This is a genomic window from Phocaeicola salanitronis DSM 18170, from assembly GCF_000190575.1.
Classification (GTDB): Bacteria; Bacteroidota; Bacteroidia; order Bacteroidales; family Bacteroidaceae; genus Phocaeicola; species Phocaeicola salanitronis.
Genome location: NC_015164.1, coordinates 364,637 through 391,619, shown reverse-complemented (window position 1 = coordinate 391,619; position 26,983 = coordinate 364,637). Strand labels below are relative to the sequence as shown.

Genomic DNA, 26,983 nt, shown 5'->3' with positions numbered 1-26,983 from the left:
TTCGCGCTAAATGCCAAATCGTGGCAGAACAGAAAAATAATTTGCCTATGCTTCAATTCAGCACATTTAATGATTTCTTTTGCAAGCAAAAACTTATTATGGAAGATTTTGATTTGCCAGACATTCTGAAAGGAAGAATTGAGAAAAGGAAAGAAGAAGAAACCGAATGGAAAGCCTCATGTCTTTCAGTGGAAGAATTGCTTTGCTTGCAACTGCTGGGATATTCTTCCCGGCAAATAATAGAAAGAGTTAATCCCGAAGTTAACGAACAGCTAAAAAGGACGGCAGCAAAAGCCACTCGTGAGCTTGACAAAGCGAAACGGATATTGGACAGGCAGGCTAAAGCAGGAGTTATCACTATTCCGTATTATGCAGTCGATTATCCTTACCATTTCAGGAATCTATGCAATGACACCCCACCTCTCATTCATGTATCAGGCAATTTGGAATTGCTCAACCGGAACGATACAGTGACCATTATCGGTGCCCGTGCAGCCGATGCTGAAGGTTTGGACGCAGCTTATCGGTTTGGCAAGCAGATAGGCGGGCAAGACCATGTGGTAATCAGCGGTCTTGCATTGGGATGCGACACGGCGGCGCATCGGGGTTGTCTTGATGCGGAGGGGCAGACTATCGCCATTGTCGCTTCCGGATTGGACATCACACATCCAAAAGTAAACAAAACCTTACAGGAGGAAATCGTGGCAAAAGGTGGAACTATCGTGTCCGAACATCCGTTCGGCATGAAGGCAAACCCTACGAGGCTGGTTGCCCGATGCCGTATGCAAGTGGCTTTGACCCAATCGGTCATTGTGGCGCAATGCCCCATTATCAGCGGAACCATGTATGCCGTGCGCTTCGCACAGGAATATGACGGTGATTTCTTTGGTTGGGAGAACGACATTTATGCGGTGGAGTATGACACATGGGATGAACTAAACTCCGGCAACAAATTCTTACTAGACTATAATCTTGCCATTCCTCTCCGACCGGAACAAAACATTACGCTGAATCAATCTTATCAACTAACAATAAACGACATCAAAAATGACACTGAAAGAACTTATCATGAAGGTTGACTTCGACAGCCTTCTCCCGTATCTGGAGAAATGGGAAAAGAAGAATTTGGATAACATCTATGCCTTCCGTGAAGCATACGATATTCTTAGGAACATGGAACCGGACAAGGATTATAGAGGGGAAGTTACCATAATAACGACAACAAGAGAAGACGGAACAAAAATCACACAGGTAAACTTCTTGGACGATAATGTATGGGAGAAAGAATTGGCTAAAGAATTTGTTTTTCCCAACGGCATGCAGCTCAATATGGAAGAACTTGCCATGCGCTGCCTGTGGGAAATCACTTTCTATGGTTTCTCACCCGTAGATCGTGAAGACACATTCTCCAAGATGTTCGGCAGGCGGAAGCCGCTGAATCGTTACGAAGTGGCATTGGACAAGTTGGAAGAAAGCATGTGGAAGCATCAGACTCCTCGCAAGTTCCGTGCAAGGGATGAAGACGGTGCACGGCTGACCATTGCACATTTCCCATTCAAGTTTTGTAACAAGCCGATGAACCGCAGCAAGAAAAAACGGAAATACCGTCAAGACAAGCGCGAAGAATATCTTGAGGTCATGGCAAAACGGGAAACGCTCATACAGATGCTTACCATTCCGGGCAGCAGCTTTAAGCGTAGCGATGTGGAATTTTTGTTCGATATTGCGTATGGCATCCGGTATGATTATTGTTCCGTTGTTCTTGGAACAAACGGACGGTTGGACTATATCCTTGAGTCCATGACAAAATACCAACAGCTTGATTTAAGCCGATATGACCATGCGATTGTATTTATCCGCTATTCTTCCTGTTATCCGCCGGATAATACAGAACTGGAGACATTCCGTCAAGCGGTGCATAACCGGTTGGGATATGAAAATATCCTGTTCGGTACTGTCGTAGAGAATAATGAATGTGAACAAATAAAAGTTATGTTGCTATTGAATAAAGCTGTTTGAAGATAGCAAAGAAGAAAGTGCAGATCAATTTTTAGCACCTTCTTCTTTGTTGTATTTCCTTGAATTTCGTATACCCTCTGAGAACGAAGATATACTTCATCGCCAGTTTAATATATACTACAACAGCCAACGAAGATATACTTCATCGGCAAACGAAGTATATCTTCATTTTCAATGTGGTCGGGTTGGGTAAATTACGAACATTCATATTTTCTTATATGGGATTTATAGAAAAAGGAAAAAATTATCCGATACAGTGCATGACGATACTGACCATAATCTCTTTCTCCTCCATGCGTGACTCAGCAACCATAATTGTAAGTGCAACCAGCGTATGGTCGGCTATACGTTTCTGACCTTTTCCGTCATACAGGATGCCGTTGAGGTTGAGGAAGTATAGAAACAAAGCTGCCGTTATACGCTTGTTGCCATCGTTAAAACTGTGGTTCTTGGTGATGAAATAAAGCAGATTGGCAGCTTTCTCTTCCACCGATGGATAGACATCCTTTCCTGCGAAACTCTGGTAAATGTTTCCAATGCTGCCTCTGAATGAATCATCCTTTTCATGACCGAACAAGTCCGACTCGCAGCTGAAACGCATTGTGTCAATCAGGCTTCGGCACTCTTCGTAGGTAAGAACGTATGTGCCTTTACATCCCTGCGGTCGGGACATCCGTTGATGATCGTAATCATCGAGCATGGAAAGTGCCAAGCTATAGTCTTCAAATACATTGAAAATTTGTTGAAAATCCGTCATACTTCTTGTCCTATTCATTTCCAATGGGTGGCTTACTCCGCCGCCTTAAAGTTATACACCGGTTTAATGACATTCACCACTGATACAGTATCGTTGATATTGCGGATAATCTCGTCCTTTGGCTTATACACCATCGGCGACTCGTCCTTGGTCTCTTCGTTCACGCATTCTGTATAGATGCCTTGCATAGAGCGGGCATAATCATCCAAACTGATGTTCTGGAAAGCTTGACTTCGGCTCATGATGCGGCCTGCACCGTGGGGAGCAGAGCAGTTCCAATCTTCGTTGCCTTTACCGATGCAGATGAGAGAACCGTCACGCATATTCAACGGGATGATACATTTTTCTCCGGCATTGGCAGAGATGGCACCCTTACGGATGATGTTATCATCGCTAATATAGTTATGGATGCTTTCAAACTGAAGGTTGTCTTCACGCATGTCGGCATATCCCTGACGGATAAGGTAATCCATGATAAGCCCCGTAATCATGCGCCGGTTTATCTTTGCCCATTGCTGGCAGAGGCGCATGTCGTACAGGTAGTCTTCCCGATAGGTGCCCTCCAAGTAGGACAAATCGGGCGGTATCGTAGGTTTACGCATCTTGAATGAATTGTGCAGTTCGCGGATAACGTCCTGCAACTCATCTTTCCGTCCGGCCTGCTTGTATTCCGCAATCAGACGGTTCTGTTCCTCCATCAGTTCCGCCCAACCGGACTGGCATTTCACGGCTAACTTCTGGTAATTATCGGCAACTTGTTTGCCCAGATTACGGCTTCCGGTATGCACAACCAAATAAAATAGACCGCTTTCATCCTTATCCAATTCAATGAAATGGTTGCCTCCGCCCTGCGAACCGATGGAGAGATTGAGGCGTTTCGTCTCTTTCAATTCCCGGTAGCAACACATCTGTTTGATGAGGTCCTTGCTCTCGCGGTAAGCATCCATATACTTTTGTGACAGTGTTGCATACTTGTTGTCCCGATAATTGCGTCCTGACGGGATGTGATGTAGGATGAACTCATTCAAGGCGTGGTAATCTATCTCTTTCATGCAGGTGAACGGCTGCACAAGAATGCCGCAACCGATGTCCACACCTACGATATTGGGGATAACCTTGTCTCCCAAGTCACCTGTAAAGCCGATGACACAGCCTGCCCCTGCATGAACATCAGGCATGATGCGGATTTTGCAACCGCCGAATGCGGGGATGGTCAGCAACCGTTCTATCTGTTCAATGGCAGTTGTTTCGATGTTGTCCGTGAATATCTTCACGTCGTGATTCTGAATGTTTCTCATTGTTTTCACCTATTTAGAGTTTACAAGTGCAAAAATAAGAGAAGGTGTGTGCCGAATTGAGGCATAAGCAAAAAAATATCAACCCTGTGCTTTATTTTGGCACAGAAAAACACTTCCTTTGCGCAAAACTATTTGCTTATGACACTGAAAGAACTGGTAATGAAAGTAGATTTTGACAGCCTTCGTCCCCACTTGGAGAAGTTTGAGCCGGAACATCTGGATAACATTTATGCTTTCCGCGAGGCATACGATATTTTGCGCCGCATGACTCCTGCCAAAAATGGACCACATGAAATCCATGTAAGCTGGAGCGGTGGAGAAATGGAGGGAGAAGAAAAATGGATAAGAGTGCATCCCATGCATGAAGTCAGTTGGGAGGAAGATTTGGCTGCGGATGTTGTGGTTGCCGATGACATACACCTCACCAATGAAGAACTTGCTATGCACTGTTTGTGGGAAATCACTTATTGGGGTTTTTCCCCACAAGAACAATTAGAAACCTTTAATCGGAGGTTTAATCACCATAAGCCAGCCAACCAATATGAAATTGCTTTGGACAAGCTGGAAGAAAGCATTTGGAAGCATCAAACTCCACGGCGGCTTCGTTGCCGAGGAGAAAACGGAGAACGGTACACTACCCGGCAAAGCACTCGTTACTTGTTCAACGAGCGGAAGAACCGCTCCAAGCGGAAACGGGAATACCGTCAGGACAAACGGGAGGAATATTTGAAACGGATGGCTGCACGCGAGAACCTGATAACACAGCTTTCCGCCGAAGGAAGTAGTTTCAAGAGAAGTGATGTGGATTTCCTGCTTCACATTGAGTATGGAAGACAATACGATTACTTGTCCATCACAAGCGGAACTTATGGACGTTTGGACTATATTTTAGAGTCAATAACCAAATACCAATACTTAACTTTGGAAAAGTATAATAATGCCATTGTCTTCATAATAGTTCCTACTTGTTATCCATTGACAAAGCCTGAACTCAATCGGTTCAATGAAGCGATACGCTTACATTTGGGTTATGACGATATCCTGTTTGGTACATCAACTTATGAAAGTAGCAGACAGGATGTTAAAGTTAGGCTGTTGTTGAACAGACTGTAATACAATAATAGAGACTGCTCTTCCAAATCGGTTTTGTAAGGGATGCCGGTAACATTGAAGAAATACCCGTTTTTTCTCATGTCATTATTTGTTCATACAAAAGGAATTGCCTATATTTGCATTTATTGTATGAATTCTCTAATACCAATAGAAATGAAAGATTTAGATAAACATATTCAGAAACAGCGCAATCTTATATACGAGCCTTTGTGCCGTATGTTTTTTGAGAAATTAAATGAACTTCATGTCTCTGACGAATGCTTAAAAGCAATACCGGAACTGTTTGTTCCATCCTGTGGTAAATATTATGCCGATTCATTGGTTAAGATTGCAATAATGGGGAAAGAAACCTATGGGTGGGGAGATTCTTTGTATGAAAATCTAAAAGATTTCGAAAAAGGGAAAAGTATAAATTCTTACTCAGAAACCTATTTCCGCACGGAAGGGCCTTCTGAATGGCGCAATACATTTTGGCAATATTTCGCTGAAGTATTAGCTTTGATGTATGATGTTGACGTAAATAGTGTGCTTGAAAAAGATTCCCCCATCATCAATAGTATCGCATGGAATAATTGCCATGCTATTGAAACTTACGATTCAGGAGGTGTCGATCAAAGTAAAATAACTCCAGATGAAATGAATAGTATCCAAGAAATAGCTTTTGATGCTGGAATTACGAATATAGACAATTTCATAGACGTGTTTAAACCACAGGTTATTTTATATTTATACCGAAATGAAAAGTCCTATGACAGTTATAGACCCGTTGACGGTTTGAAGCCAATTAACAAATGGGGTAAAGATGGATTCTTGCATGAATATATTCATAAAGGCGTTGTTATTCTGCATTGTTGGCATTCAAGTTATATGACAAGAGGTATTATAGACAAAAAAGATTTTGCACAAGCAGTTTGTGATGCTCTCGCAAGCCATAAGTTATTTAAACGTTTCAGACATTTTCCTCATTATGACGAGACGACAGACTATTCACGCTTTTGTGATTTGGCTAATCAGATAGCCATGAATAAGCATCCACAATCCTCTGAAGAATATAACGAACTGGCTCAGGAAATCATAACAGGAATCGCATTAGAGCTTCGTAAATATGGGGCAACCATGACTGCCAGGTTACTTACCTCCTCGATATTAAATCAAGTTCCATGTTTTAGAGAAGGTAATTGGCAATATTCGCCAAATGGTCGTGGTCCATGCAGAGTCGTAACAGGGGTGTGGAATGCGTTAAGCCATCAAGGAAAAGACGATGAGGCTTCACATGTGGCTCATGCTTTTACGGGCATTAATGGTGATTTATGTTGGTAAAATTAAAAAGGTTACCCTTACTATCCAGTCTTTGGGCAACCTTTTTGCGGAGTCAATTAACCGACATCAAGAGAGAATCTGTACTTTCAACCGTTTTGCTTCATACTCAACCAGCTTGTCCCACAAGCGGGAGCGTTGCAAAGAGGAAGCGGGAATGCGGTCTTGATACTTTTCCAAGAACTCCGCACTGAACAAACCTTCCCTGCCGTAACAATCAATAATTTCATTCCAGTCCCAGCAGTCGGCAAACTGCTCCAAAAGTTCCGAAGTCAGAATCAGATCGGAGTTACGGGATAATTCCCGCCAGTTCCAATAGTTCTTGTATTTCTCCAAGTTTTCTGCCGTAAATAGGTGCTCATTGTTCGACCCGGAAAGTTCTTCCCAGTCAATTCTGTTCTTAAATTTCTCAAGCATGGAGACCGTCCAAAGGATGGTACGGTTGCCGGAAACCGTTTTCCATTCCACCTTGTCCTTGTATTTCTCCAGCAGTTGCTCGTTCCAAGCAAAGTCGCCCGAAAGTTCCTTCCAAGCGGCATCTTCCAATACTTTCGCCATAAAATCGTTGCTTAAATTCTTTGTTACCATAATACGTTAATGTTTAGAAGTTTATCATTCATTCTGCTGCAAAGTAAAGAGCGTTAAATGCCAAAACGCGGCATATCATAAAAAGAAATGCAGGAAAAAGAGAAAATTTAATATTGAGCTACGATTTGGCACAAGGAAATGCGTAACTTTGTGGCATAACCATTAAATGACAGCAATATGGCAGCAAATCTTTTTGGACGATACGTATGGCTGATGGACATCTTGCGCAGATACAAACGGCTGACGTTTCAGGAAATCAATGAACTTTGGCAGGAAAGTGGATTAGGCTATGGCGAGGAACTGCCTTTGAAGACCTTTCATAACCATAAGAAAGCCATCAAAGACATTTTTGATGTATATATAGAATGTGACCGGAAGGACGGATACCGTTATTATATTGACGAGCCGGAACGCATAGAGGGCAATAATCTGCGCAGCTGGCTTATCAGTTCATACGCCACATTGAACCAGATACAAGCGGATAACAAGCTGGAAGACCGGATTATCTTTGAGGAAATCCCTTCGGGACAGACCTGGCTGACCTGCATTGCGGATGCCATGCGTCGTAACCATGTGTTGAGCATTACGCACCAAGGCTTCGGCAAACCGGAACCCAGCACATTCGACATTGAGCCTTACTTCTTGAAAGTGGTGAAACGCCGTTGGTATGTGGTGGCGCGCAGTCCTTATTACTCCGAGCGGAATAAAGAACAAGGCGTCAAGCCAAGTGATGTGTATTTGGTGTACGCCCTCGACCGTATTTCAGACATTCAAGATACGGGACGGACGTTCAAGATGAAAAAGAACTTCGATGTACACAGCTATTTTGAAGGATGTTGTGGCATAATCACTTCTAACGAATCGTCTCAAAAGATTGTTCTTCGGGCATACAATGGTTTTGCGGACTATTTGCGCACATTGCCTTTGCATGAATCACAGCGTGAGATTGGAAGTGATGACGAATCGACTCTCTTTGAATACCACCTAAAACCAACTTTCGACTTCTATCAGTTGGTGCTTGCCCAAGGCGACCAAGTGGAAGTATTGGAGCCGGAATCGGTACGTGACGAGATGCGCAACTTCGCCCAAAACATATTGGACTTTTATACAGAAAAGAAGGAGGGCAAGCCATGCAAGGAATAAATTTCATAGCCATAGATTTTGAAACGGCCACAGGCAAACGTGCTTCCATTTGCGAAGCCGGTATCTGTGTGGTGCGTAACGGTGAGGTGACCAAGACCCGTTCGTGGCTTGTCCGTCCGCAAGGAAACAGGTACAGTTATTGGAACATGCAGATACACGGCATCCGCCCGAATGATACAGTTGACTCTCCAGAGTTTCCGGAAGTATGGGCGGAAATCAGTGAATACCTTAAAGATATTCCTATACTTGTGGCTCACAATGCCGCTTTCGACGTCGGTTGCATCCGTCATTCATTGGAACTATACGGCATGGAGAAGCCTGACATTACTTATTATTGCTCCCTGCGTGCCGCCCGCAAGCTCTATGACTTCGGTTGCAATAGTCTGGATTACCTTTGCGACCAGTTTAAGATTCCCTACGGACGGCATCACCGGGCAGGAGATGACGCGGAGATGTGTGCACGGCTGTTTCTGAGAGAAATAAAGGACTTCGGACTTTGTGGATTAGAGGAAATGAAATACTATAGTGGAAAATTATAAAATTACGAATATTATGGGACAACAATGTAACGACAATCAAATTGGGTTGAAAACAATAGGAGAGCTTTCAGGCTTGAGCTTTTTCATCCCGAATTATCAGCGCGGCTACAGGTGGACACGCCAACAAGTGAAGGACTTGCTCAACGACATCAACGAGTTCGATGCCAGCAAGGATGGATTCTATTGCTTGCAACCATTGGTAGTGAGACTGCGCAACGAAAATGATATTGTGGCAAAAATACATGAAAGGAATAAACTTTCAGCGATAAGGGAAATTCTCAATAAGAGCGTTGGCAAGTGGGAAGTTATAGACGGGCAACAGCGACTTACCACTATATACATTATTCTCAGATGCCTTGACTCCGATGAGTCTTATTCATTGGAATACGCAACTCGCGCTAAAAGCAGGGAATTCCTTCTCAATATGGATAAATATGATGAAAGGGACAACATTGACTTTTATTATATGGCTCAAGCCAGGAAAACCGTGAACGAATGGCTCAAGCCTGACTTTGACAAAGGGGCATTCTTGGACAAGCTGAAAAACAAAGTTAATTTTATATGGTATGAATCTGTTGACGAAGACCCCATAAAGGTGTTCACCCGACTGAACATCGGCAAAATAGCCCTTACCAATTCAGAGCTGATAAAGGCATTGTTCCTTAACAGATCTAATTTTGCAGGAAAGTCGACCGACAGTTTAAGATTGAGGCAACAAGAAATCGCAAGCGAATGGGATAAGATAGAATATACCCTGCAAAGCGACGAGTTTTGGCTATTCCTGCACGACAAGGGTTATGATCGTCCGACGCGTATAGACTTCATCTTCGATTTGATTTGCAGCAGAAATGCGCTTAATATTGAAAAACTCAATAAAGAGGATGAAAAGGGAAAGATTATTGGTTCTGACGAATACAGGACATTCCGATACTTTTATGAATACTTTAAGTCCTCACACCAAGATGGGAATAATGACGAAGAAACCCAATTACAGAAAACAGAAAGAGCTTGGCAGATAGTAAAATCCTATTTCCAAACGTTTAATGAATGGTATGATGACTTGGTACTTTACCATTACGTAGGTTTCCTCCTTGCGGTAGGCTCCATTTCCATTGAACAACTTGTAAACTCATGGAAGGCGAAGAAGGACAAGAAAGAGTTTGTGTGTTATCTGAAAGACGAAATCAAGAGAACGATAGGCAATAATGGCACAGACTACCAATACAAAGATGATGGAAGCGACAAGCGCAAATGCTGTCGTCTATTGCTGTTCCACAACATACAGACTGTGATAAATCAAAACCAGGCACAACAAGGTAATAATAAATACAAGATAGGGACATTTTACAAATTCCCGTTCCACCTGTATAAGTTGGAAGGTTGGGATGTGGAACACATCAATTCCAGCACGAGCAACTCGGAAGAAGATGACGATACGCGTAAAGAATGGCTTGTCAATGTCTATCTAAGTGCCGACGAAGATACGCAGAAAGTCATAAACGAATATTTCGACAACGAGGACAAAGAGACTAAAGACGAACTTTTCAAGAGAATAAAGGCGAACTTCAATGAAGATCTTGAGGTCTGGACGCCAGAAGAAAAGAACAGAATATGGAATTACACCCTGCTTGACTCATCAACGAATAGGAGTTATGGTAACGCCATTTTTTCTGCGAAACGTCGTGTCATTATTGGTAAGGATCAGGGCAGACTGATACCAATACCGAAGCTATTGAAAGACGGGAGGCTCGCAGTAGACAAAGAGAGTAAGTTTGCCACTTCCTCTTTTGTTCCGCCTTGCACGAAACAGGTGTTCCTGAAATATTACTCAACTACAATCGGTGACAATAACTATTGGACAAAAGCCGATGCTGAAGCTTACAAAAACAATATAGACTCATGCCTGGAAAAGCTTGACCAAAACGATCAGGAGGACAAACAATGACAAACGAAGCAACTTCATTCTGGAAATTTATCGGCAATTACCAAATAGAAATTCCGATAATACAACGCGACTATGCACAGGGCAGATTGGGCAAAGAATACTTGCGCAATAATTTCCTTGGGAATCTAAAGCAGGCATTAGACTATCAATTGCCGGAATCTGCATTGAAACTTGATTTTGTTTATGGTTCCGAAGACGAAGGCAAACTATCTCCACTTGACGGTCAACAAAGGCTTACCACGCTATGGCTGCTTCATTGGTACGTGGCACTCAGGGCTGGCAAGCTCGAAGAAGCCTCTGTAAGGCTGAGAAATTTCACATACGAGACGCGAATATCTTCAAGGGAGTTTTGCAGAAACCTATGCATACCCCAAAATTTTGAAGAATATGACGGCAACATAGGAATTGTGGATTTCATAACCAGCCGTACTTGGTTTTACTCTTCCTGGAAGCAAGACCCAACCATACAATCAATGTTGAGAATGATTGGCGGCACAAAGATTAACAACAAACAAGGTAACGATATTATTGATGGCTTGGAAGAATTGTTTGACGCAAACAAAGAGAGCTTTGAACATTATTGGAAAGCTTTGACTTCTGAAAATGCACCTATCGTGTTTTATTATCTTAATCTTAAAGACTTCAAGCTAACGGATGACTTGTACATCAAAATGAACGCTCGTGGTAAGCAACTCACTTCATTCGAGAATTTCAAGGCTGATTTTATCGGATACATTGAAGAAAAGGCAAAAGAGGATGATGCTTGGGGAAGATTTCTTAATACCGAAAAAGGCATTCCTACAAAACTCGACACTGAATGGACGGATGTCTTTTGGAAGAACCGCGACAGTAATGGAGAGATTGACAGGATTTTCTTTGCTTTCCTAAACAGATATCTCTTGAATTGCGCTATCATATATAATGAGGCAAAGGACACATCAAAAGAATGGAAACTATATGGAACGGAATCAGACGATTCATCGCTTCGCTATGATAATGGCTTTAGCATCTATTCTTCCATCCTCTCAAAGCCAGAATTTTTGGAGAATCTAAGTTCCCTTTTTGAGCGTTTAGCAGGAGTCAAGGAAGATGTCTGTGCGTATCTGCCAAAGTGGTTCAAGAAGTTTGATTTCATTCCCAAATACACTGAGAACACTATTTCCACGCTCACTCAAACGCAGAGGGTCGTGTTCTTCGGGATATGCCGGTATTTGGAATCCTGCACAGCGTTCAATGAGCGTCGCTTCAGAAGGTGGATGAGAGTGGTGTGCAATTTAGCGGAGAACACCACGATAAATACGGTTGACGCAATGGCCGCTCGTCTGAAATTAATAGATGAATTGAGCAAACACGTGGAAAACATCTATGAATATTTGGCAAGCGAAGATTTCAAAATACAATCAAAAGCGTCTCCTGAACAATTAGGAGAGGAAATAGCGAAAGCCAAGCAAATACTTAAACCTCAGAAAGCGCAACTACCCGAGCGGCCTACTGATTGGAGTGACGATAAAGAATGGAATTGGGAGTCGGCTATATCGGAAGCAGAAGGATATGCCTTTTTCAATGGTGCAATCCGATTTCTGTTTAGAAATAAAAACAATAAATGGGAGTGGAATAATTTTGCGACAAAATGGAGAAATGCTCAGTTTCTATTCGGCGAAAAAGGATTTTACAAGAACAAATCCACTTTATTGCGGTATTTTATTAGTAAATTTACAGAATGGGATATGTTTTGGGGGATTACTTTTGATAGTACGCAATCGTCTTGGCGTTCTAATTTGTTAGATGACAAGTGGAGTTGCCCAATCGATGAAATGTTGTGTTCTTCCAGTTTCGAGGTTAATCCTGATTACCACTCATCATTCGAAGGAAAGCAAAAGGCTGTGCAAGAAGAACTTGTGATATCCGGTTTATTGGACTATATTGAGAGAGGATGTCATTTGAACTACAGGGACAACGACATTTACATTCTCTATCCCTACAACGCAAAAGCTGATTGGAAGAAATACATAATCGCTGACAAGCGTAACAAGCTATTGTCAACCCTTTACGGCGGGTGCATTGACCTGTCCAACAAACAGCTTGGCAAGATCTACACCAACCAGAAGATTGAAGGGTGTGATTTTTTCTGGGGATGGGATATCCATTTCATTTATGTTGATGATGCAGAGTATGCGTTCCGTTGGCAACATTGGAATTGGATTGACCTGTATGAGGACAATAAACGCCTTTATGAAGAAAACAACAACCTGACCATTAATGGTAGCGAGATAAAGGATGAAAAGGATTTGGTTGAGAAGATGGACCAATGTATAGACCGTTATAGAAATTCAAAAGGAAATGCCGACCAACTCAATTAATTTTCTCCACATCTCTGACACTCACAGTCAGCATCGGCAGCTCACACAGCTGCCCGATGCTGACATCCTTATACATTCAGGAGATTTTACCATGAATGGAAGCGAGCAAGAAGCCATTGATTTCATGAATTGGTTTTGCGACCTTCCTTACCCTCACAAGATTTTTATTTGTGGCAATCACGATGCCTGCCTATACGGATCTAAGATAGATGGACTGGATAAGAATGTACATTATCTATGTAATTCCGGTGTGGTTATTGATGGAGTTAAATTCTATGGTGTTCCCATGTTCATGGAAGATTGTATTTCTGACCGTCAGAGTCGCAACTATGCAGCCGTACCTACCAATACTGACGTATTGATTACCCATTGCCCGCCCTATGGTATTCTTGATTTTGACGATGAGTTAAACTATGGTTCGACAGAACTTTTGGCGAGGATAAAAGAAATAAAACCCCGTTTACATCTGTTTGGCCATATCCATAAACAACACGGAGTGAAGGAAGATGGTCCAACCATTTTCTCAAATGGATCTATTATGAATGAAGATTATACAAACTTTAACCTCCCGAACCTGATTGAAATATAAAGGCATAAGTCGGATATAGATTTCAAATAGATAGTAATATTGCTGTGTTATAGCAAGTTCAGAATTATTATATGGTAGCATTTTTTCGCTAAAAATCCATATCTCTTAGATTACGAACAACGCCACTCCCTGCCACAAGCTGCCACGATTGTGCCAACCTATTGTTTGATGCACGATACCCATTTATTTTGCGTCCAAAACCGAGTATCAACATTAAAAACAGTATTGACAATGGAAGTATTGATTTTTCAGAAAGAGGCGTTTGAAGAAATGGCGGCAAAGTTCAGCCGCTTCTCAGACCGTGTGAACGAACTCCTTGCCAAGCAAGGCGGCAAGTCATTAAACCGCTGGATGGACAACCAAGAGGTCTGCCAACAGTTGAACATCAGTCCGCGCACCTTGCAGACCCTGCGTGACAACGGCACACTGGCTTATTCGCAGATAAACCACAAGGTGTTTTACCGACCGGAGGATATGCTGCGCATCGTCAAGCCCGTTGAAGGTAAGCTGGCAGACAAAGCCGTTTGATTATTATGTACCACTAAATCCAACGTAACAATGAGTGAAATGATTACCAAGAACCATGCGCTTGTCGTCGAGTTCGGCGACAGCCTTGACCGTCTGCTGGACGGTATCGAGAACTTTATGGCAAACAGCCGTCCGATATTGGGCGGCGAACGCTTCCTGACGGACAAGGAGGTGTCGGCACGGCTGAAAGTGAGCCGACGCACCTTGCAGGACTACCGCAACAACGGCATAATCGCCTATTACCAGTTGGGCGGCAAGATTCTGTACAAGGAATCGGACATCGAACGGATGCTTGCCGCCAATTACCGGGAAGCGTTCAGGTAGGCTGACGGGAATTCCCTGTAAAACAGTGTTACGCCGTCTGAGGTCTGCTCAATTTCCCGCTCTCTTTCCACGCGACGGGGAGAGCGAAAAGAAAAGGTTGACGGGCTGTCTGTTGTTCATGGTCAGCCTGCCCATGATAAACCGTCTGAAAGCCATGCTTTCCCGACCTCTTAACTTGAAGGAAACGGCTATCACCATTTCAAGGCTGTAAACATCGTAGTTTATCCCGTTGTCCTGTTTGATGTACCGCTTCGTTTCGCTTTCCAACAATTCGCCATTCTTGTATATGGCATGGACAGCCTTGCGGATGTGGCAGCCGAACACATTGAACGCATCGGACATTTCCTGCTGCGTCATCCAGACGGGAGCGGTCGGCATGGCAACCGCCCCGTTTTCTGTGATTGTGATTATTCCCCGTTCCATTGTCATGCCTCATATTATTCATTATCAATGTTTGTTTCTTTTGGCAGTTCTTGTCTTTTGTACCATTTGCCCGTTCCGTACATCATTCTGACCGCCATCAGGTTGTCCATGTCCTTTGAAATCTTCTTGTCAGTAACCTCCGCGTACCGCTGGGTAGTCCTTATACCTGAGTGACCCATCATCTTGGCAATGCTCTCGATGGGTATGCCCTCCGAAATCAAGAAAGTTCCAAACGAGTGTCTGCTTTGATGGTAGGACAAGTTTTCTTTCCGTCCTATCGCCACGCCCAACTCGTGTATCTCGAACCACATCTCGTCACGGCTTGGAAGCGGAAACACGGGCTTTGTGTCGTCGGTCGTGTTGTAGAGGTCGAGTATCTGCTCCGCTATCGGGTGCAGGGGGATGAACGCCTCCACGTTGGTCTTCTTGCGGTTGATGCGGATGTAACGCCTGCCGTCCGCCGTCGTGCCGATATGGTGCGGATGGAGCAGCATGATGTCTACATACGCCAAGCCAGTGAACGTTGAAAACAAAAATGCCCTGCGCCCAAGTTCCTGCAACGGGTCGAGCATGGGTGTTTCAAGGATGGCTTTCAGTTCCGCACGGCTGATATGCCTGTGCTTCGGCGCGGGCTTCTTCTCGTATTCCATGTCCTCCAACGGGTTGGCGCGGAGTATCTCGTAGTCCACGGCGAGGTACACCAGCTTGCTCAGCCAGCACAAGCACTTGTTGATTTGCTGTGCGCTGAAATTCTTGTTGCGCTTCATGAAAGCCTTGTAGGAACTGCCGAACTCCTCCGTGATGTCGGTAAAGTCGATGTCCTCCTTACCCGTTGATGTGAGGTAATCTTTCAGGTACTTCTGATAATACTTTGAGTTCCTGCATGTCGATGTGGAATTTATCTCCTTTGAGCGGGCAAGCAGCCGTTCAAGCTCCCTTTCGCCCATCTGCAACAGCCTGGTGGGGATGACGGCTTTCCTTGCCAACGTATTCTTCAGTATATCCGCACTCACCACGTTCTGTTTCTTCAACGAATCCTCATAGGCAAGTTCAACGGACTTCTTGAACTCCTGCAAGCGGTTGTTCTCGCGGACGGTGCGAATTACGCCTGTCTTGCTGTTCCAGTCCTCCGGTCTGCAATAGATGCCGGTGGTTATCGTGGAACTCTTGCCGTCTATGGTGATGCGGCAGAGGACGGCGGTCGTGCCGTCAGCTTTTACCTTGTTACGGTTGATGTACGGTAATATGGAAAATGTACTGCGCATAGATGTAATGTTTTAGGATTAAAGGATAAGTTTCAAGTCTTTGGTCGCCTCGATGTATCTGTCCATGTCCTCAAACAGCTTTTTCGGAGTGACACGGGCATAGACCTGTGTGGTCTGGATGTTGGAATGACCCAGCATCCGGCTGATGGTTTCAATCGGCACTCCGGCTTCCAGCGTAATCAGCGAGGCGAAGGAGTGACGTGCCTGATGATAGCACAAGGTGCTGCTTACCCCTGCGAGGACGGCAAGGGATTTCATGTGCCGGCGGAGGTTCGGATGGTATACCATCGGGAACAGCGTCGGGCGGTTGTCATCATGGTACTTCTCAATCAGGGCGAGGGCTTCCGGCAGCAGTTTCACGCTCGCCCGAAGCTCGTTCTTCTGGCGGCGGTATTTCAGCCAAAGGCATCCCTCGTCATCGGTGTACAGATTGTCCCTTGTGACGCTCACCGCATCCGCATAGGCGGTTCCGGTATAGCAGGCAAACAGGAAAAGGTCACGTACAAGGATGTGCGTGGTGCGCCATGCGGGTATCTCCACATCGCGTATCTTCTCGAAGTCCTCACGGCTCAACGCCCTCGGTGTACGCTCTGTCTTTTGCGGTAAGGTGAAATTGGCGAAATGACATCTTTCCGCATACCCCTCCTTGTAGGCGATGCGGCATACCTTTTTCAAGATAGCAAGATAGTGGCGCACGGTGTCCACCGCCAAGCCTTTCACGTCCATGACATAATTCTGGTAATCGTGGATGAACTGTTCGGAAAGCTGCCCGAAAGCGATGTCCTTCGTCTTGAACTGCCACAGGATGAACTCGCCCAATGTCCTTCTCATGTAGTAATAGCCGGGATAGGTTCCTTTGGCACGGTCGATGCCGATACGCGACTTCAAGTCCTCGCAGATGCGGTCGGTCATTCTCAGCAGGGTCATCTGCGTGTCCATGCTTCCCTGAAACAAGTCCTTGACCGCCGTTGCGTCAAAGTCCTGCCCACGTTCCACCAGCGTGTCAAACGCCGCATTGACCGCAAGCAGCAGCTTGTCCAGTTTAGCGTTGGTTTCCACCGCTTCGCGGCTCTTGCCGTCCAGACGGCTTTCCCGTGCGTTCCACAACTCCGGCTTGCATGACAGCTTGCATCCGAACTGCGCCATCGTGCGGTTCACCGTTATCCTTCCCATTATCGGGGCTTTGCCCGACTTGTCCGTTCCGCTCTTTTTCAGGTAGAGCAGCACCTTGAATTTTTCTACTTTCATACGCTTACTGTTTTTGTCGCAAAATTAACTTATGAGTAAGCGTCCATTGATTTGCAGAACGGTGCGTATCGGCGCAATCGGCACGGGCTTGCAACAATTTCATTTTCTGTGCGTTACCTGTCCTTGCTTCGGTAACTGACGGCTAACGGCTTGGTAACTGAAATGGCTCAATATTCCGCACTCCGTTGCGTTTCCGGCATTTGGCAGAATAGTGAAAAACCGCTCATTTCAAACGGGTTAGGTTTTATCTTTACTTGTTTGCTGACGGCTGCTTTGTGGGTTCTGTTCCACAGATAGTGGCATCACGTTTGGGAATACCTGCCTTATTGGGCAATCCTTACTTAGAAATGACTCGCTTTCTCATTGAACGCATCGGAGCGCATGAATATAAATCGCTACGGGCAGATGGGCACCAGAAACTCGTAATAGACCAACTGTTGATAGACGAATTTGCCGAAGTACAAGCTCACCAGTGGGGCAATTCACACCCAAAACTCTCCGACCGCATTTGGGGATTGTTTGGGGAGAATGACCATCTGGCACATTTTGAACCGTTGTTCCTGCAACACTATACGCACGCCTATCATTTTCCCGGTGGGCATACACCTACGGCGGAAGAAGTACGGGAGTATTATGTGCCGCTCGTGGAAAAACTCATGAATCACAATCAATCCTTAAAATAAATCAAGTATGTCAAAAGCAAAATTGAAGAAATACCTTCAAACACTATCCAAAGAACAAGTCATAGAAGTGATGCTTGAACTGTATGACGCACGTAAAGAAGCCAAGGACTATCTGGAGTTCTATCTCACTCCCGACAGCAATGCCGAATTGGAGAAATGCAAGAAAGCCATCCGGCAGGAATTTTTCTCTACCCGTGGTTTCTCGGAAAAGCCCTCATTCGCCAAATGCCGGAAAGTCATCTCTGATTTCCAAAAACTGAAAACTGAACCGACTTATGTCGCAGACCTAATGCTTTTCTACATCGAACAGGGGTGCGAATATACCGTGACTTTTGGCGACATGTGGGAGCAATATTACATTACTTTGGAAAACAACTTCGACAAAGCCATGAAGTTTATTTTCATGCATGGTTTATTGGCGCAATATTATGAACGGATAGAGAAATTGCTTGATAATGCCAGCAACTGTGGTTGGGGATTTTATGATATGCTTTCAGAAATCTATCACCAATACAGGTAACTAAAAAAGAAAACCATTCCCTGCTTAGATACACAAAGAATGGCTTTCCCAATTTCTACTCCATTGACTCCCGGATAATGCGCAAAGTTTCCTTTTTATATTCTTTACGATTGTACTTTTCTCCTCTGCACATCCAGCAACTACACGGAGTTCCTGTGGTTTGATAAACCTTTGCCCATTTGTCCTTTGCCAGTTCGAACCAATGTGGATGATTGTCTATACTTCCATCCTCACGGATAACAGGAATTCCATAAGCTGCATAAAGAATCATGCGAGCCTTAAACACACGCGCCATTTGTTGGCGTCTCCAAAGTTTGTTTCTTTTGTCCATCGTCTCTTTGTATTAAAGTTAGGATGAACAATGATTTTACTTTCGTGAAACTTAATGTATCCATAGTTTTTCCTTTTTATTATTCTTAATTCATTGACTTGAAGGCTTAACCTCCTCAGAAGAGTTTCCTCACATCCATCGAAAGAAAATCTTCCGCACTGATGCCACCATCACCTACAATAAATGCAGCTTGCGGATTGAAAAGTTTACGAAACTTATCCAACCCGTCCGTCCGCTTCTCCGCATTGCTTTTCACCTCAATGGCGACCACCGAACCTTTCTTGCGCAAAACGAAATCGACTTCATCATCCCGTTCACGCCAATAGTACACTTCAAAACGATACACAAAGGCTTGGCTTACCAAATAGGCACCGATACCCGATTCAAAAATTCGTCCCCATGCCTTACGGTTGAGAATGGCTTGTTCAAAGGTCAACGGGCTATACACCATCTTCAAGGCATTGTTATATACCTGCAACTTAGGAATACTAGCACGCCGCCTTGCCATAGCCACGCTAAATTTCTGAAGCCCGCAAAGCAATCCGCTTTCATCCAACAGATTGATATAGCCTGCCAATGTCACCGTGTTCCCTGCATCTTGAAGCGAACCTAACATCTTGTTCAACGAAAGCAATTCGCCCGAATAAGCAGCACCCAACTCAAAGGTCTGCCGAAGTAAAGCTGGTTTACTTATCGGCGTATCCATCAGAATGTCTTTGTTAATGGTAGCCTCGATGATAGCCGACTGAATGTATTGGCTGAAGCGGTCTTCATCGCCAATTAAAGTAGCCGCACCAGGGTAGCCTCCGTAAAACATATATTGGTCAAGCGAGAAACCGAAGCATTCCTTCATTTCCTGATAATTCCAATGGCTCATGCGTATTTCTTCGAATCGCCCAGCCAATGACTCAGACAATCCCTTTTCCAATAATACGCGACTACTCCCCAAAATCAAGACCTTAATGTCGCGGTCATGGAATGTATCATCGTCCCACTCCTTTTTCACCACTTCGCTCCAGTTGGCAATCTTCTGTATCTCATCAATTACAAGGATAACGCTTCCCCAGCCTTTGCTCTCCTTCAAGCTTCGCACAGCCGCCCAACAATCGGAAATCCACGCACTGTTCGTGGCAGGTACATTGTCGGCAGAAAAGAACTGGTAAGGCATATCCAAATCTTTCAGCACTTGTTTGACCACCGTTGATTTTCCTATCTGCCGGGCACCCATAACGACTTGAATGAACCTACGAGGCTCTTTCATGCGCTCTGTAATCAACTGATATTCTGCTCGTTTATACATATTGTTACATTTTACTCAATGCAATGAAAACTTTTACTCATAGCAAAAGTAACAAATTTATTTGAGTAATAATCATGGATTTACAAGAAAAACAGAGAACTTCGCCTGGTGTAAGATTAATAATCTTGCAGCCTGAAGATTAATAATCTTACAGCAGATGAACCTATATGCGTGACTAATCCTAAATAACTGCTGCAGGTTTTAGAAGCTGTTTTGAATTTATCGTGCGATGATTTGGGATGAGTTTTTGAGGCATTTTCGCTTCTGTGATGAGGAAGATAGCGGGCTATCTGACGAAGAACAGGAGCGAAAAGGACCAAAAAATCGCCCAAAGCACACACGAAAACGGATACATCAAGCCAAGAAAAACTTTTTGGAGAAATTCAAAACAGCTTCTTAGATAAGACAGCATTTTTATAACTTTCAATTCTTATCCGTTTCTACGGATTACAACATATGTAACCCTCTTGATCATAAGCTTTTCGCTCATGATGAATTAAATCTATCAACTGTTGTAATTCGCACACATCCGACTTAATGTCTTTGAAACGGTAATACTGTTCATCATATCTTTTCCGGGAACCGGACTTCAAACGGGATTCTATATCATCCGGAATTAAATAGGAAGAACGTTCTTTGCCCAAATATTGCTGAAACTCATAGAGAAATATGTTTATTCCTGCCAAATCAAAGTCACCGAAGTGAAGATAATGATTGGATATAGTACACAGCCATTTCCTAAGGTCGGTCGATTGCGGATACCTGGATACGAAAAGTACTTTATCTGAAAGAGCATGATTATGAAGATATCTATCAAAGAGTGTCCGCTGCCTGCGAATCATCCTGAAATTGTCCATATTCTCCACACCAATCACCACTGTATCTTCCGGAATTGTAAATTTCTCCCAGTCCGAGACAAAAAGGAAGCTTCCTTCCTGCGGATTTACCACAAATGGATTTTCGTCAAGAAAACACTCAATAGGTTCATAACTGTTTACAGGAAATCCCGGACAGGAACGGACCATGACGAGTTTGGAGTTTCCTGTCTCCGCAGCCATTGTGGCACGGGAATCTAAAGCATTTGCTTCGATAATACGGAAACTCTCGTCCTTGTCTATAAGAAATCTTTTCAGCGCCTCAGCATCACGGGCACGATATGATTTTCTTGAGCCACGTGATACAACCAACAGCAGACCTTCTGCCAACAGCTCATCAAGCAACTTACTGTTCAGCCTCGACCCGGCAACCAGTTCACCGGCTAGCAATGCTTGTATAGACGCACTTATTGCCATATTATCCGATTAATTTATTCGTTTCAACAATTTCTCTACTCTTGTCCTTACTCCATGCTTACTTAACAGGTATGTATAGCGGTAGTCGTATGGATTATACGATGTAGGTGAACTGTTAATAAGATAGATATTGCGTGAATTGGCAAACTGCAGAATGCCTTTTATATTGGTAGGATGCAAGCGACCTATCTCATCCATCATGCAGTGTACGATAAAATCACCACTTTTTTTGGCAGCCTTTTTCTTAAACACATTGATGAGCATGATATTAACCATTGCTTTCACAAGAATATCCGTACCATCCGATCCTACATTATTAATACGTTCAACCCAGCCGGTGTCATTGTCGTTCTCTTTCACACGGAACTGTAAACGGAAAGCGTCCCCCAAAGATACAGTCGGACGATTCGGTTCGTTCTGCAACTGATGAGACAGGCTCTTCAGATAATCTACGACCTTACGGTTCACTTCATCCCGATTATTATTTGAGAAAAGGTTCAGTTCGCCGATAGAAAAAGCATTCTCTACCGCATAATCGTGAATGGATATAAGCAGTTTCATGAGTTTGTCAGATGACTCATCTGCCCTAAGTTCAATACTCTTGATTACTCCTGCAAAATTCTTTTCTATAAAATCACGGTTTATATCCTGTATCACCCCATCCACATCCGACCTGCGTTTCATCAGTGAACCGATTTCCGCCGAGATACGTCCCAAAATATCTTTATAATGCTCGCTGGTACGTCTGCGGAACTCCTCGATTTTATTATTGTCCATAAAGTCCTGCAAATCCGCTGCAATCTCCAAATAGTCATTGTCTGTTACAGGCATTGTATTGAAATGGAAAGCATTTTGGGGCTTAAAGTTACGATTGAAACTGACAACTATGGATTTAAGCTTGTCTATCGATTCACGCTTCTGATTGACCGTACCTCGAAGTTGACTTAAAAGTTGCTGACAATCCAACTCGGTCTTCTTCATCTTGTCATCAGAGAGGAAAGCATCAGGCACCAGATGCTCATTTTCTACCATCTGATGATAAAGCGTCAAGCCTTCTCTCCTATGCGTCAGTTCACCACGAACCTTTTTCTGACGCTCTTCCATTTCTTTACATTTTTTCCCGATACGTGTCCGCCTGTCTTCATAACGCTGACGTATCATGGCGAGCCGCTGCTCTATAGTCTTAATTGCCTTTTTGATTTCCGGCTCCTTGGCAAAAAGATTTTGCTCTGTGTCGCGATATCTGATAACAATTGAACGTTCTTCATCAATCCTCATCAACAGAGCCTTTAAATTCTCTAACGCCCTGCGGTATTGCTCGAGCAGGTTCGTATCAACGCCCTTGCCTGCAAGTTCGGCTTTCTGCTGTTCGTTGAGTTGTTGCTTCTGTGCGGCGAATTCCTGATTACGTTCGGCCGCTACAGCATCTTGCGACTCCTTGAAAATACGCAATTCCTCATCGAGTGCTTTGGCTGCTTTATTAAACGATGAATCGAGCTCCTTAAGGTCCTTTTTATTTTTCAATTCATACTTATTGCGCGCCTCCTTCTCCGAATTCACATGCAGTACTGCCTCATTAAAGTAATGTTCACGAACGTCTTTTTCTCGGGCAATCTGTTCCTGTTCTTCCATCTCCAGCTTATGCCTGCGGTTTTGCAGGTTCTGCCGCTTGGCTGGCACCTGTTCTTCTTCCACCTTCAACGATGTCATTTTCTGACGAAGCGGATTGACCTGTACAGCATATTTCTTGCCAAGTTTAGCTATCTCTTCCTGAAGAGTAACAGGCAATTGCGTAAGCTGATGGTTAATCTGCCGTACCTGCTCTTCCAGGTTATTCTTCTCCAATCTATATTCATCAGGCGTACGATGCACAGAGGCAATATTATCCAGGTTTAACTTTACGCCAAACATACCATTAGCCACAGTGTCCAACTGAGGGTCAAGCCCTTGAGCATATAGAATCCTCTCTTCGTCAACGACTTTGCCTATCGTGTTCTCCCAACCTTCAGCGTTTTCACAAAGCCACTTGTAAAGAGAACCGTCTAAACGATCCAATAAATCATGAATCTTCGCGATTTGTTCACGCATTTGTGTGCGGTCAGCGTCAAGACGTTCCTGCTCACGCTGAGAGGCTTGTTTTATCTCCGTTTCTTTCATCTCATACACGGCAGTAATCCGGGCAATCTGATTTTTTACCGCTGTCTGTTGGGCCGCATTCTCTTTTTCCGAAAAATTCAATTGTTGCAGTTCCTCATCTACTTGCTTTATTTCAGTAGCTTTGGGATGCCAATGCCGGAGTTCCTTCAGCGCATTTTCAGTCCTGTTCTGTTCGGTCAACAACATTTGCAGACGTTCGTCAGAGTCGTGTCGCCAGCTGTTGAAAGTCTCCATAACCTGATTCCTGTTTCTGGTACGTTCTTCTTCCAAACTCTTACGCTTTATCTGAAGTTCGGTCTGTTTCTGATAATATGCTTCTTTCTGCATGTTCCCAAACGCCTGACGTGCATTTTCCAGTTTACCTCTTGCAATGTTGTACTTTTCTTCTATCGATGCATAAGCTTTCAACAAATCATCCAATAGCGTCTGTTTATCAGCAGCCTCCTGTCTGATAGCAGACTCACGACCGGCAAGAGCGAGTTTGTCATCAATACCCTCGTCAGCGAAATACTTTCTTGCCTGTGCTATTTCCTTCAATTTACCCTTTTGGGCACCAAGGTCCTGATTGAGTGCGTCTTTTTCTTTATCATATTCTGCCGTAAGTTCCTTTTCACGGTTATGCTCTTTCTCTATGTCCGCTTCAACTTCTGCGGCTTCTATCTCCAAAAGAGGTATATGCTTTTCACTATAAGCTACAGCATGATTAAGCATGTGCCATACGTCAGACAACTGCTGGTCGAGTGCTACAATTGTACGGCCCTGTTCAGCTATCTTCAATGCTTGCTGACGCACAGGGTAACTGCCATCACGTGTTTGCCGGAACCAACAGTCTATCTCGTCATACTCCCGCTCAAAATCTGTAACAAGCCGTCTGTAGGTCTGCAAATCAATCGGCAAATCCTCATCAGTCATGGATTGTATAATCGTATTCTTTACAAAGTCCGCATCAAGTTTGGTATTCAGAAAGACATTCTGAATGCTTCGTGGGATATTCTGATAATGCGAGCTCTGCACCAGTGCATAACGCGCATATTTATGGTCATGAGTGTTGCCAAAGATTATATCCTTGAACATCACACCGGACTCGATTCTTGCAGAAACAGCTACGTCTTTGTCTATACGTTCGCGAATCTTCACCCAGTCACTCAATACCTGCTTGTCATCGTCTATTAGCCATTCACGCTGATAAGGTGCATCAATAAACCGCCATGAAGCGCGTCCCTGATATCTGCCGACAAGTATCGTATATGCGCCATTGTCTCGAATCACTTCATAAAGTATATAAGAGTTTGACTGGCGAAAATAAAATTCATCAAACGATTTCTGTCCCTGTTGAATACCCAAATGCTGTTTATCCGCATTGTAGAAAAACAGCAGTGCCCTCAATACCGTACTTTTACCGACACCCTGAGTCCCTGTGAAATGCACATTCCCGTCTACAGATATCTCTGCATACGGAATATTGGCACTATTGATAAAAATAATCTTATTCAGGTATTTCATCTTCATTTGCAATTTGAATTATTTCAACCAATTCTTCGACATAGCGGAATGCCGAAGTAACCTTAAAGGTCTCATCAAGTTCGCTGATACACTCTGCAAAGCCCATGTTCTGCATTTCCTGAAGCAGTTTGTTTACTATTTCAACATTAGACCCCACACCGTATTTTTTGAACAAACGGTTTGCCTTTTCCTTCAGTTCGATATCCAGACTGATCTGTTCTGTCAAATGACTTTTGCGAAACTGATATCCTGCAGCAAATGACTGATTATAGCATTTCAGAAAATCCAGATAGTCAAGCCATTTTGAAAAGCTGTCCAATTTCTGCTCTATCGTCTGTTTACCCTCTCCTATTCTTGAAAAATAGAAGTAACCATTACCAGATTCCAGTTGCAGACCGATTTCCTTGAAGTATTCTGTATAATCTTCCAAATTCTCCTCGATATCCTCATACAGATGACGGACAGAGGTATCTGCACTGTCTACCGAAAGAAACTCTCCCCGGCTTAACCGCTCGTATATTCTTTGAGTATTATTTCGCATAAATTATAGGATATTCAATGTCTTGATAAATTGCATATTCGCCTGTTATCCGGCATTCATCAGGATGCAAGATAACCAGCTGACAGAAGAGAGTAGCATGTTCTTCTATGCTACGTTTTACTTTATAGTCATACTTCAGAATGAATTCAAACAGATTATAACTTGATGCTAAAAATGCATTCCAGACTTCGGCAGAATCCACCTCCTTCAGTTGCCGGATATGTTCTTGCAAGTCTTCCTCTCCCAGAGGCCCGGCTTCCGTTCTGGCTGTTTTCTGTATCCCATTCCGTTCGGCAATTCGTCTCAGCAACTTTACTACCTGATCGTTTTCCCTTAGCATTTCTAAAGACAGGCGAATCTTATTGTATTGGCGGGATTCCATCCAAAGAGGATTCCTTTCTTCCAGAACTTTTACAAGGTTCGTGTCAGTCTTGATAAGCAACTGATCTTGCAGGTACTTCAACTTCCGTATCTTTTTGTAAAGTTGATTTTGCAGGTCTATCTGATTGATATAGGAAATAATCTGTCTGTCAATTTCCATTAGCGCATGATAGGCTTCTACAAAATCATGCTTCACATCGCTACATGTTTTTGCCATGTGCGGATCATTGGCCATGATGAAAAAGGCGTGTTCATTATCCATCAGTTTTTCACATTCACGTATCATGGCACGAATGCTATGGCTCTTTTCATCCAGATTCTCCAGTTTCTTCTTTTTGATGACATAATTGGGTTCTTGCTTATAGGCATTGTCCATATTTCGCTTCAAATCCACCACATTCTTCAGGGTCCTGAATCCGGTCTTCTTTAAAAGTTGCCGCACACTATCCTGATATCCGGCTTTGCGGTTGGGATTAGTCTCTTGCAAGAAATAACCGATATTCTCTTTCAGGGTGTTGATGCATTCCTGTACGCTTAATACGCTAATTTCCTCATTGACATTCAGCACTTCCTCAAAGAAGTTCAGATAGTCGCTCTCAATCTCAACTGCATTTCCGGATTCCACCAGCACACCATAATCAACCAGCTTTCTCAATCTTTGTTCATTTCCTCCGACAAGGTCAATGGCAAGCCCCGACGGAAACTTCATAAGCTTCCGCTTCTCAAACATCTCGCTTAGCAATCTTTGCTCACGTGAGAGCGTTTTCGTCAGTTCTTCTATACTTCTAAAATGCGTCAGGACATCCATATATTCAAAAC

The 26,983-nt window shown here is 43.7% G+C and carries 25 protein-coding genes and 1 pseudogene; 14 read left to right on the top strand and 12 right to left on the bottom strand.

Annotation, left to right across the window (positions count from 1 at the left end; genetic code table 11):
- Window positions 1-98 precede the first annotated feature (98 nt).
- Entirely contained in the window at window positions 99-1,079 is a 981-nt protein-coding gene (locus BACSA_RS01715) for a DNA-processing protein DprA (RefSeq protein WP_111936086.1), read from the top strand.
- On the top strand, window positions 1,048-2,019 hold the full coding sequence (locus BACSA_RS19105) for a hypothetical protein (RefSeq protein WP_013616401.1): 972 nt from the start codon (window positions 1,048-1,050) through the stop codon (window positions 2,017-2,019). Before BACSA_RS01715 ends, BACSA_RS19105 begins: the two co-directional genes overlap by 32 nt.
- Before the next feature lie 244 nt (window positions 2,020-2,263).
- On the opposite strand, the pseudogene BACSA_RS01705 reads toward BACSA_RS19105, so the two are convergent.
- A pseudogene (locus BACSA_RS01705) lies at window positions 2,264-2,602 on the bottom strand (type II toxin-antitoxin system death-on-curing family toxin); the annotation flags it as partial.
- 206 nt (window positions 2,603-2,808) lie between these two features.
- Window positions 2,809-4,074 carry an RNA-splicing ligase RtcB gene (locus BACSA_RS01700; RefSeq protein ID WP_013616399.1) on the bottom strand — a complete coding sequence of 422 codons (1,266 nt, stop codon included), beginning with the start codon at window positions 4,072-4,074 and terminating at the stop codon, window positions 2,809-2,811.
- A 138-nt stretch (window positions 4,075-4,212) separates the two neighbouring features.
- On the opposite strand from BACSA_RS01700, the gene BACSA_RS19100 reads away from it, so the two are divergent.
- Window positions 4,213-5,187 carry a DUF6557 family protein gene (locus tag BACSA_RS19100; protein WP_013616398.1) on the top strand — a complete coding sequence of 325 codons (975 nt, stop codon included), beginning with the start codon at window positions 4,213-4,215 and terminating at the stop codon, window positions 5,185-5,187.
- Between the two features lie 153 nt (window positions 5,188-5,340).
- Window positions 5,341-6,507 (top strand): hypothetical protein, encoded by a 1,167-nt coding sequence (locus tag BACSA_RS01690; RefSeq protein ID WP_013616396.1) that lies wholly within the window; start codon window positions 5,341-5,343, stop codon window positions 6,505-6,507.
- Between the two features lie 66 nt (window positions 6,508-6,573).
- Here BACSA_RS01690 and BACSA_RS01685 read toward each other — a convergent pair whose 3' ends face one another.
- Window positions 6,574-7,092: a hypothetical protein gene (locus BACSA_RS01685; protein ID WP_013616395.1), complete on the bottom strand. Its 519-nt coding sequence runs from the start codon at window positions 7,090-7,092 to the stop codon at window positions 6,574-6,576.
- Window positions 7,093-7,269: 177 nt separating this feature from the next.
- Here BACSA_RS01685 and BACSA_RS01680 point away from each other — a divergent pair, with 177 nt between their 5' ends.
- The 7 genes from BACSA_RS01680 (at window position 7,270) to BACSA_RS01650 (ending at window position 14,520) form a co-directional block, all read left to right on the top strand.
- Window positions 7,270-8,235, top strand: coding sequence for a helix-turn-helix transcriptional regulator (locus BACSA_RS01680; RefSeq protein WP_013616394.1), 966 nt, complete (start codon window positions 7,270-7,272; stop codon window positions 8,233-8,235).
- Complete coding sequence (locus tag BACSA_RS01675) at window positions 8,223-8,774, top strand: 3'-5' exonuclease (RefSeq protein WP_013616393.1); 552 nt, start codon at window positions 8,223-8,225, stop codon at window positions 8,772-8,774. Before BACSA_RS01680 ends, BACSA_RS01675 begins: the two co-directional genes overlap by 13 nt.
- Window positions 8,775-8,787: 13 nt before the next feature.
- Window positions 8,788-10,719 (top strand): DUF262 domain-containing protein, encoded by a 1,932-nt coding sequence (locus tag BACSA_RS01670; RefSeq protein ID WP_013616392.1) that lies wholly within the window; start codon window positions 8,788-8,790, stop codon window positions 10,717-10,719.
- Entirely contained in the window at window positions 10,716-13,079 is a 2,364-nt protein-coding gene (locus BACSA_RS01665) for a DUF262 domain-containing protein (protein WP_013616391.1), read from the top strand. Before BACSA_RS01670 ends, BACSA_RS01665 begins: the two co-directional genes overlap by 4 nt.
- Complete coding sequence (locus BACSA_RS01660) at window positions 13,060-13,668, top strand: metallophosphatase domain-containing protein (protein WP_013616390.1); 609 nt, start codon at window positions 13,060-13,062, stop codon at window positions 13,666-13,668. The genes BACSA_RS01665 and BACSA_RS01660 overlap by 20 nt, the downstream gene beginning before the upstream one ends.
- 231 nt (window positions 13,669-13,899) lie before the next feature.
- Complete coding sequence (locus tag BACSA_RS01655; protein WP_013616389.1) at window positions 13,900-14,196, top strand: helix-turn-helix domain-containing protein; 297 nt, start codon at window positions 13,900-13,902, stop codon at window positions 14,194-14,196.
- A 30-nt stretch (window positions 14,197-14,226) separates the two neighbouring features.
- Window positions 14,227-14,520 carry a helix-turn-helix domain-containing protein gene (locus tag BACSA_RS01650; protein WP_013616388.1) on the top strand — a complete coding sequence of 98 codons (294 nt, stop codon included), beginning with the start codon at window positions 14,227-14,229 and terminating at the stop codon, window positions 14,518-14,520.
- A gap of 48 nt (window positions 14,521-14,568) precedes the next feature.
- On the opposite strand, the gene BACSA_RS01645 is transcribed toward BACSA_RS01650, so the two are convergent.
- From BACSA_RS01645 to BACSA_RS01635, 3 genes are read right to left on the bottom strand one after another with little or no spacing between them, the layout of a single operon-like run.
- Window positions 14,569-14,949 carry a hypothetical protein gene (locus tag BACSA_RS01645; protein ID WP_013616387.1) on the bottom strand — a complete coding sequence of 127 codons (381 nt, stop codon included), beginning with the start codon at window positions 14,947-14,949 and terminating at the stop codon, window positions 14,569-14,571.
- Window positions 14,950-14,957: 8 nt separating this feature from the next.
- Entirely contained in the window at window positions 14,958-16,208 is a 1,251-nt protein-coding gene (locus tag BACSA_RS01640; RefSeq protein ID WP_013616386.1) for a site-specific integrase, read from the bottom strand.
- Window positions 16,209-16,226: 18 nt separating this feature from the next.
- Window positions 16,227-17,456, bottom strand: coding sequence for a site-specific integrase (locus tag BACSA_RS01635; RefSeq protein ID WP_013616385.1), 1,230 nt, complete (start codon window positions 17,454-17,456; stop codon window positions 16,227-16,229).
- A gap of 275 nt (window positions 17,457-17,731) precedes the next feature.
- Between BACSA_RS01635 and BACSA_RS01630 the strand changes: the two genes are divergently transcribed.
- Window positions 17,732-18,139 (top strand): hypothetical protein, encoded by a 408-nt coding sequence (locus tag BACSA_RS01630; RefSeq protein WP_144005167.1) that lies wholly within the window; start codon window positions 17,732-17,734, stop codon window positions 18,137-18,139.
- Window positions 18,140-18,146: 7 nt separating this feature from the next.
- On the top strand, window positions 18,147-18,659 hold the full coding sequence (locus tag BACSA_RS01625) for a DUF6155 family protein (RefSeq protein ID WP_013616384.1): 513 nt from the start codon (window positions 18,147-18,149) through the stop codon (window positions 18,657-18,659).
- A gap of 55 nt (window positions 18,660-18,714) precedes the next feature.
- Here the strand turns inward: BACSA_RS01625 and BACSA_RS01620 are convergent, their stop codons facing one another.
- Both BACSA_RS01620 and BACSA_RS01615 read right to left on the bottom strand, forming a co-directional pair.
- Entirely contained in the window at window positions 18,715-18,990 is a 276-nt protein-coding gene (locus BACSA_RS01620) for a hypothetical protein (RefSeq protein ID WP_013616383.1), read from the bottom strand.
- A 115-nt stretch (window positions 18,991-19,105) separates the two neighbouring features.
- Window positions 19,106-20,290 (bottom strand): ATP-binding protein, encoded by a 1,185-nt coding sequence (locus BACSA_RS01615; RefSeq protein ID WP_013616382.1) that lies wholly within the window; start codon window positions 20,288-20,290, stop codon window positions 19,106-19,108.
- A 229-nt stretch (window positions 20,291-20,519) separates the two neighbouring features.
- On the opposite strand from BACSA_RS01615, the gene BACSA_RS20035 reads away from it, so the two are divergent.
- Complete coding sequence (locus BACSA_RS20035) at window positions 20,520-20,690, top strand: hypothetical protein (RefSeq protein WP_158098033.1); 171 nt, start codon at window positions 20,520-20,522, stop codon at window positions 20,688-20,690.
- Between the two features lie 40 nt (window positions 20,691-20,730).
- Here the strand turns inward: BACSA_RS20035 and BACSA_RS01610 are convergent, their stop codons facing one another.
- From BACSA_RS01610 to BACSA_RS01595, 4 genes are read right to left on the bottom strand one after another with little or no spacing between them, the layout of a single operon-like run.
- Window positions 20,731-21,582, bottom strand: coding sequence for a DUF7281 domain-containing protein (locus BACSA_RS01610; protein ID WP_013616381.1), 852 nt, complete (start codon window positions 21,580-21,582; stop codon window positions 20,731-20,733).
- A 9-nt stretch (window positions 21,583-21,591) separates the two neighbouring features.
- On the bottom strand, window positions 21,592-25,242 hold the full coding sequence (locus BACSA_RS01605) for an ATP-binding protein (RefSeq protein ID WP_041584168.1): 3,651 nt from the start codon (window positions 25,240-25,242) through the stop codon (window positions 21,592-21,594).
- A complete protein-coding gene (locus BACSA_RS01600; protein ID WP_013616379.1) occupies window positions 25,226-25,783 on the bottom strand; it encodes a condensin complex protein MksE in 558 nt (185 codons plus the stop codon). The genes BACSA_RS01605 and BACSA_RS01600 overlap by 17 nt, the downstream gene beginning before the upstream one ends.
- A complete protein-coding gene (locus tag BACSA_RS01595) occupies window positions 25,773-26,972 on the bottom strand; it encodes a hypothetical protein (RefSeq protein ID WP_052305954.1) in 1,200 nt (399 codons plus the stop codon). Before BACSA_RS01595 ends, BACSA_RS01600 begins: the two co-directional genes overlap by 11 nt.
- Between the last annotated feature and the right edge of the window lie 11 nt (window positions 26,973-26,983).

Excerpts from the sequence above, each read along its gene's own strand:
- BACSA_RS01610 (WP_013616381.1), bottom strand. The coding sequence starts at position 21,582 with ATGGCAATAAGTGCGTCTATACAAGCATTGCTAGCCGGTGAACTGGTT.
- BACSA_RS01700 (WP_013616399.1), bottom strand. The coding sequence starts at position 4,074 with ATGAGAAACATTCAGAATCACGACGTGAAGATATTCACGGACAACATC.
- BACSA_RS01650 (WP_013616388.1), top strand. The coding sequence starts at position 14,227 with ATGAGTGAAATGATTACCAAGAACCATGCGCTTGTCGTCGAGTTCGGC.
- BACSA_RS01665 (WP_013616391.1), top strand. The coding sequence starts at position 10,716 with ATGACAAACGAAGCAACTTCATTCTGGAAATTTATCGGCAATTACCAA.
- BACSA_RS01640 (WP_013616386.1), bottom strand. The coding sequence starts at position 16,208 with ATGCGCAGTACATTTTCCATATTACCGTACATCAACCGTAACAAGGTA.
- BACSA_RS01655 (WP_013616389.1), top strand. The coding sequence starts at position 13,900 with ATGGAAGTATTGATTTTTCAGAAAGAGGCGTTTGAAGAAATGGCGGCA.
- BACSA_RS19100 (WP_013616398.1), top strand. The coding sequence starts at position 4,213 with ATGACACTGAAAGAACTGGTAATGAAAGTAGATTTTGACAGCCTTCGT.
- BACSA_RS20035 (WP_158098033.1), top strand. The coding sequence starts at position 20,520 with ATGATTTGGGATGAGTTTTTGAGGCATTTTCGCTTCTGTGATGAGGAA.
- BACSA_RS01715 (WP_111936086.1), top strand. The coding sequence starts at position 99 with ATGGAAGATTTTGATTTGCCAGACATTCTGAAAGGAAGAATTGAGAAA.
- BACSA_RS01600 (WP_013616379.1), bottom strand. The coding sequence starts at position 25,783 with ATGCGAAATAATACTCAAAGAATATACGAGCGGTTAAGCCGGGGAGAG.
- BACSA_RS01685 (WP_013616395.1), bottom strand. The coding sequence starts at position 7,092 with ATGGTAACAAAGAATTTAAGCAACGATTTTATGGCGAAAGTATTGGAA.
- BACSA_RS01660 (WP_013616390.1), top strand. The coding sequence starts at position 13,060 with ATGCCGACCAACTCAATTAATTTTCTCCACATCTCTGACACTCACAGT.
- BACSA_RS01595 (WP_052305954.1), bottom strand. The coding sequence starts at position 26,972 with ATGGATGTCCTGACGCATTTTAGAAGTATAGAAGAACTGACGAAAACG.
- BACSA_RS01615 (WP_013616382.1), bottom strand. The coding sequence starts at position 20,290 with ATGTATAAACGAGCAGAATATCAGTTGATTACAGAGCGCATGAAAGAG.
- BACSA_RS01645 (WP_013616387.1), bottom strand. The coding sequence starts at position 14,949 with ATGACAATGGAACGGGGAATAATCACAATCACAGAAAACGGGGCGGTT.
- BACSA_RS19105 (WP_013616401.1), top strand. The coding sequence starts at position 1,048 with ATGACACTGAAAGAACTTATCATGAAGGTTGACTTCGACAGCCTTCTC.
- BACSA_RS01675 (WP_013616393.1), top strand. The coding sequence starts at position 8,223 with ATGCAAGGAATAAATTTCATAGCCATAGATTTTGAAACGGCCACAGGC.
- BACSA_RS01605 (WP_041584168.1), bottom strand. The coding sequence starts at position 25,242 with ATGAAATACCTGAATAAGATTATTTTTATCAATAGTGCCAATATTCCG.
- BACSA_RS01625 (WP_013616384.1), top strand. The coding sequence starts at position 18,147 with ATGTCAAAAGCAAAATTGAAGAAATACCTTCAAACACTATCCAAAGAA.
- BACSA_RS01690 (WP_013616396.1), top strand. The coding sequence starts at position 5,341 with ATGAAAGATTTAGATAAACATATTCAGAAACAGCGCAATCTTATATAC.
- BACSA_RS01670 (WP_013616392.1), top strand. The coding sequence starts at position 8,788 with ATGGGACAACAATGTAACGACAATCAAATTGGGTTGAAAACAATAGGA.
- BACSA_RS01635 (WP_013616385.1), bottom strand. The coding sequence starts at position 17,456 with ATGAAAGTAGAAAAATTCAAGGTGCTGCTCTACCTGAAAAAGAGCGGA.
- BACSA_RS01680 (WP_013616394.1), top strand. The coding sequence starts at position 7,270 with ATGGCAGCAAATCTTTTTGGACGATACGTATGGCTGATGGACATCTTG.
- BACSA_RS01620 (WP_013616383.1), bottom strand. The coding sequence starts at position 18,990 with ATGGACAAAAGAAACAAACTTTGGAGACGCCAACAAATGGCGCGTGTG.